Annotated in this window: 5 protein-coding genes; 2 read left to right on the top strand and 3 right to left on the bottom strand. The window is 45.3% G+C overall.

Annotation, left to right across the window (positions count from 1 at the left end):
- Nucleotides 1–638, top strand: a 638-nt coding sequence (locus GNE10_RS31765; RefSeq protein WP_185569939.1) for a class I SAM-dependent methyltransferase, incomplete at its 5' end; no start/stop codon positions are given.
- A 72-nt stretch (nt 639–710) separates the two neighbouring features.
- On the opposite strand, the gene GNE10_RS31760 is transcribed toward GNE10_RS31765, so the two are convergent.
- Nucleotides 711–881 (bottom strand): hypothetical protein, encoded by a 171-nt coding sequence (locus tag GNE10_RS31760; RefSeq protein WP_185569937.1) that lies wholly within the window; start codon nt 879–881, stop codon nt 711–713.
- Nucleotides 882–1,038: 157 nt separating this feature from the next.
- Here GNE10_RS31760 and GNE10_RS31755 point away from each other — a divergent pair, with 157 nt between their 5' ends.
- Entirely contained in the window at nt 1,039–1,917 is an 879-nt protein-coding gene (locus GNE10_RS31755) for an NAD(P)-dependent oxidoreductase (RefSeq protein WP_099067217.1), read from the top strand.
- Between the two features lie 204 nt (nt 1,918–2,121).
- Here GNE10_RS31755 and GNE10_RS31750 read toward each other — a convergent pair whose 3' ends face one another.
- Nucleotides 2,122–4,194 (bottom strand): chromosome segregation ATPase, encoded by a 2,073-nt coding sequence (locus GNE10_RS31750; protein ID WP_185569935.1) that lies wholly within the window; start codon nt 4,192–4,194, stop codon nt 2,122–2,124.
- A 154-nt stretch (nt 4,195–4,348) separates the two neighbouring features.
- A complete protein-coding gene (gene hslO, locus GNE10_RS31745; RefSeq protein WP_185569933.1) occupies nt 4,349–5,254 on the bottom strand; it encodes an Hsp33 family molecular chaperone HslO in 906 nt (301 codons plus the stop codon).
- Nucleotides 5,255–5,340: the final 86 nt, after the last annotated feature.

The raw sequence follows: 5,340 nt of genomic DNA, 5'->3' as shown, positions 1-5,340 counted from the left end.
CGTCCTCAGTCCCCACGTCCCCGCGTCCCCATGTCCCCGCATCCTCATTTATCGAAGTCACAGGAAAACCCTCTACGCCTCAACTAGCCGAGTATTTCGACTTAGTGGAAATTGATTTAACCTCAGGTGCATACCCAGATGGTTACCGCAGTGAAATTAATTTAGCTGCTCTTTCCTGGTTGAGTATAGTAGCAGACTGCTTGCAGCGTGGCTATGTGCTAACAATTGATTATGGCTACCCTGCGACTCGTTACTATAATCCCAGGCGATGGCAAGGAACGCTACAGTGCTATTACCAACACCGTTACCATGACAATCCTTATATCAACGTTGGACAACAAGATATCACTGCCCATGTTGACTTTACAGCTTTGTCACGCTGGGGCGATCGCTGCGGTTTAGAAAATGTTGGTTTTATCCAGCAAGGATTATTTTTGATGGCCTTGGGATTAGGGGAACGAATTGCTGCTATTTCTGAACAAAAGCAACCCCTCTCGCAATTACTACAGCGACGGGAAGCACTACACCAGCTTTTAGATCCCACAGGACTGGGTGGTTTTGGAGTCTTAATTCAGGGCAAAAATTTGGGAAAAACAGAAATTTCCCAACCACTAAAAGGATTGACCGTACCTGAGTAAAGGTAGATTTGAAAAGTTAAAACTCTATTTAAGAATGCAGTATTAGTTTTATTTGGACTAGCATAGCAGTGATTACTGTAAAGTTAAACACAATTGGAAAGTAACAATTATGTCAGCCCATGACTTATTAATGTTAGTAACACTACTTACCCCAGGTATTTTGCTTTCAGTTTTGATTATGGTGACTTTTGCCGCTGGCGGCTGAAGCGATCGCTGTTTACCAATAACCGATAATACTGCCATATTGCACTATTATCAATAACTGGGTAGGCATTGCCAATACAAAATCAGGCAATGTCCACCCAAAAAATTGCGATCGCTTAACTATTGTAAGATGTCAAAATAGACACGCAAATTTCACGAAGGATTAGGCCTACGCTGTACCAAAAGGAACGTAAAAATGAAGGTGGCATTTCTGGGAACTGGACTGATGGGACTACCAATGGCTCAAAGGTTATTAGCCGCAGATATACAGCTAGTGGCCTATAATCGCACCCCAGAAAAATTAGCACCACTACAAGCTGCTGGGGCTGAAATTGCCACACATCCCCGCCATGCCATTCGTGCTGCTGAGTGCGTAATCCTTATGCTTACTAATGCCCCAGCCATCTATAATGTCTTGCTTTCAGATACAGCTTGGCAAACTCTTAAAGGGCGCACCATTATCCAAATGGGAACAATTACCCCCACTGAAAGCCGAGAAATTCGAGATGCAGTGGTTGGAGGTGGCGGTGAGTACATAGAAGCCCCTGTGTTAGGTAGCATCCCTGAAGCAAAAGCTGGCAAATTAATTGTGATGGTGGGTGCAGAGCCAGAACAATATCAACGCCACTTGAAGTTGCTGCAAAATTTTGGCACAGAACCTTTACTCGTCGGCCCTGTAGGAACTGCGGCGGCACTGAAATTGGCACTCAATCAACTAATAGCTTCTCTCACAACTAGCTTTGCTTTGAGTCTGGCTTTTGCCCAACGTCAAGGTGTCGATGTGGATGTGTTTATGCAGATCTTACGGGACAGTTCACTTTATGCCCCCACCTTTGACAAAAAGCTCCAACGAATGTTGGATAACGATTTTGCCAATCCCAATTTCCCCACAAAACACTTGCTCAAAGACACAGAATTGTTTATCTCAGAAGCAAAATCTTTGAGTTTAGATCTCAGCAGCATTAAAGGAGTGCGACAAATTTTGCAAACAGCTGCGAAAATGTCATTTGCTGATGATGATTATTCCTCATTATTTGCTGTGATTAAAGAATGGGGAGAAGCGGTTGGTGATTGAGGATTGGGCATGGGGCAAAATCCTTCGGGTAGGGAAAAGGGATAAGGCGGAAAGTCCAAACTTTGTAAGAGAGGACAAGCAGGGAGCTTTCCTTTGCCCTTTGCCCCTTGCCCTTTTCCCTTTTCCCTTTGGCATTGCCATCTCCCCTATCTCCCCATTTTTTTCAAAGAATTGCTTCTCAACAATTACCCGAAACGTAGAAAATCATTGACCAATGGTAGTCGTTGATGGCGATGATTGTGGGGACTCCAGCGGCGGGGAAGGTTCTGGTCGAGGAGGATTGAGAAACTCTTGCCAACTTCTAATTTGGTCTTGGGCAGCATTGTAAGCTGCACTACCACGGGGAATGGATTTGGCAATCTCAATTCCTCTGGAAATATCAGACTGAGCTTGAGTACGTGCGATGTCTAATAACTGCTGACTCCATTGGTCAATGCCGAGATTGGCATCCATACGTAAAATGCTATTATTGGAAACGCGATCGGCTAACCGGATTGCCTCTGCCAAAGCTTCTGGCGTACCAGCCACCGCGATTTGCTGGGCTTGTCTCCAGTTTTCTTTCGTGCGGATTTGCCCTTGCCAATCATCAATAGCACTTTGCGCTTCCCCAGCCAGCGCCCTTCCTGACGATGCAATTTGTTGAGCTGCGGTAATGGCGGCGGGGAGATTGCCACTTAAAGCTAATTCTCGTGCTTGATCTAAGTAGGGTTGGTCTTCGATTCGTTGAATTTTTCCGATCCAAGTGCGAATTTTTCTACGTGCTTCTGGATATAATGCACGACCTCTACGGATTTGGCTAGCTTGGGCGATGGCCGCTTGCAAAGAGTTAATATCGTCAAATATCGCTATTTGTTCGGCCCGTTCTAGGTAAGGTTGGTCTTCGATTGTCTCTACCTGGGCACGCCAACGACTCATTTCTTCCCTGGCTTCTGTGCCTCTGGGGTTACTAGCAGGGATGAGTTGCACTTGGGCGATGGCTGCTGTTAAATTATTGACTGTTCCTTGGCTAGCCAATACTCTCGCTTTTTCTAGATGGGCCACATCTTCGATTTCCAACTGCCAACGAGCAATTAACTGTTGTGCTTCCTCGTATATTGGCCTTGAAGGATCGATTTGTTGGGCTTGGGCGATGGCTGCTTCTAAACCAGAAACGTTACCTAACCAAGCACTTCTTTTGGCATCAGCTATGGCGATAAAGTCATCTGTTTCGGCTTGCAGCTTGGCACTTTCGGGAATTTGTCTAGCAATATCTAGTGCTTCGTCGGCATCTTGCTTATCTAACTTCGCCTGTGCCAATTCCAACATTTTACGTCCAAATGCCGGAATCGCCTCTTGAGCTTTTTGATAAAGGTAACTTTCCTGGCCAATGGACTCGGCTAGCTTGATAGCTTCTAGCAAATTATCAACAACTTGGCTTCTGGCTAAAATTTCCGCTTTTCCTAACTTATCGCCATCTTCACGGGCTGTGGCGATGAGTTTGTTCAATTGGTCGTATTTAGTACTCGCCCAGTATTGATTGTCTATGCGTAGCATTCTCGCCGAAAGCATGAAGGCCGATTGCCAGCGTCGTTCCCGGACTTCAGTAATGGCATTGTTGTAAATGCTTTCAGCCTTCGACCAAGTTGTTTGCCATTTATCAATTTGTTCGTCTACTAACTTATAAGCCGCCAGTTCTTGGGGTATTTTACGGGCAGTAGCGATCGCTTCTTCTAAATTACCTGATTGGAAACTTGCATCGGCTAACTGCAAAATATCCCGCGACCATTCTTCTGTAAAACGATTGATTTCTGCGTGTAACGGGTGATTGTCTGGTAATTCATTCACCAGAGCAATAGCTTGCAGTAGGTCATTCACCGTTTGCTTAGAAGCCGCCAATTGAGCGCAGTGCAACCGCACTGAGGCACTAGCTAGAGGCCAGAAAATCGATGGACAATTAGGGGCAGCTGGTAATTTCAGCAGCATTGCCGTCGCTAAGAATGCCACGCTCCCAGGAATCAAGGTTAGCAGTAATGACCAGAAGATCCAACTTTTCATCCACCGTGGCAATTTCCAAGAACTTTTACTGACTTGGGTAGTTTCTGATGAATGACTATCTTTGCCTTTGCCAACGGAATTATTTTTTTTTCGCCGCTTCACTGACTCGGAGCTAGAACCAGTACCTGAAACATCAACTGGTTGAGTTTCACCGAATTGCTGTGTTCGGGATAATCTGGTATTTTGATCTGGCTCTCTTGCTCTGGCTCCTGACCAACTGTCTGGAATATCCCGTTCTGTCATTTCTCACACCAAAATAATTGAATAGCTTTCTGTTTTAAATCGATAATTCCATTGTTGCCATAGTAACTTTCTCATGCGTAAAAAGCTACATTTTTGATTATCTTTGTCCACAGATACCATTAAAAATTTCAAATTTCAGTGGTGTTTTATACTTTCATCCTGAAATAGTAGATTCAGCTTGTAAATCGGCAATTAGCTGCGCCAAATGGTCGCTACTTGCCTGATAAACGCTGCCGCAAAAATCGCAAGTCGCCTCGGCACCATCATCTTTAATAATCATATCTTGGAGTTCGGCTTCTCCCAAAATTTTGAGTGCCCCCAAAACGCGCTCGAAAGAACAACCGCAGTGAAAGCGTAGTATCTGCCTTTCTGGAAAGATTACTAGCCCCATATCTCCTAGTAAGTCGTTAAAAATTTCAGGTAAAGTTTTCCCAGCTTGCAGCAATGGCGTAAAACCCGCTAAAGCAGCTACTCGTGATTCTAGCTTTTCTACTAAAGCTTCATCTCTTGCAGCTTTGGGTAACACTTGTACGAGTAATCCTCCAGCGGCAGTTACTCCACCTGCTCCCACAAACACACCCAACACTAAAGCAGAAGGAGTTTGTTCGGAATTCAGCAGATAATGAGCGACATCATCGCCAATTTCCCCAGAAACTAGTTCTACAGTACTAGAGTAAGGGTAACCATAACCGACATCCCGAACTACATACAGAAAACCGCTACCCACTGCACCGCCAACATCTAGCTTACCTTTGGCATTAGGAGGTAATTCCACAGATGGATTCGCCACATACCCGCGTACCGTGCCATCTAGACCTGCATCTACCAATATGCCACCCAAAGGCCCATCACCCTTAATCCGGACATTGACCCTCGACCCGGTTCGCTTCATACTAGAAGCCATCAACAAACCCGCCGCCATAGTCCGCCCCAGTGCTGCTGTTGCTACATAGGAAAGCTTATGGCGTTCCCGTGCTTCTTCTGTTAAACGTGTGGTAATTACACCTACCGCACGAATCCCACCTTCAGCTGCTGTTGCACGAATTAACTGATCCGCCATGAATAACCTTACATTTCTTAACAAGTCCACCTTTCTATTCTAAGTTCTGTGCTGGTAGAAAATGAACTTAGTGGGGAGATGGGGAG

This window comes from Nostoc sp. 2RC (assembly GCF_014222165.1).
Taxonomy (GTDB): Bacteria; Cyanobacteriota; Cyanobacteriia; order Cyanobacteriales; family Nostocaceae; genus Nostoc; species Nostoc linckia.
This window is presented reverse-complemented; position numbering and strand designations above follow the sequence as displayed.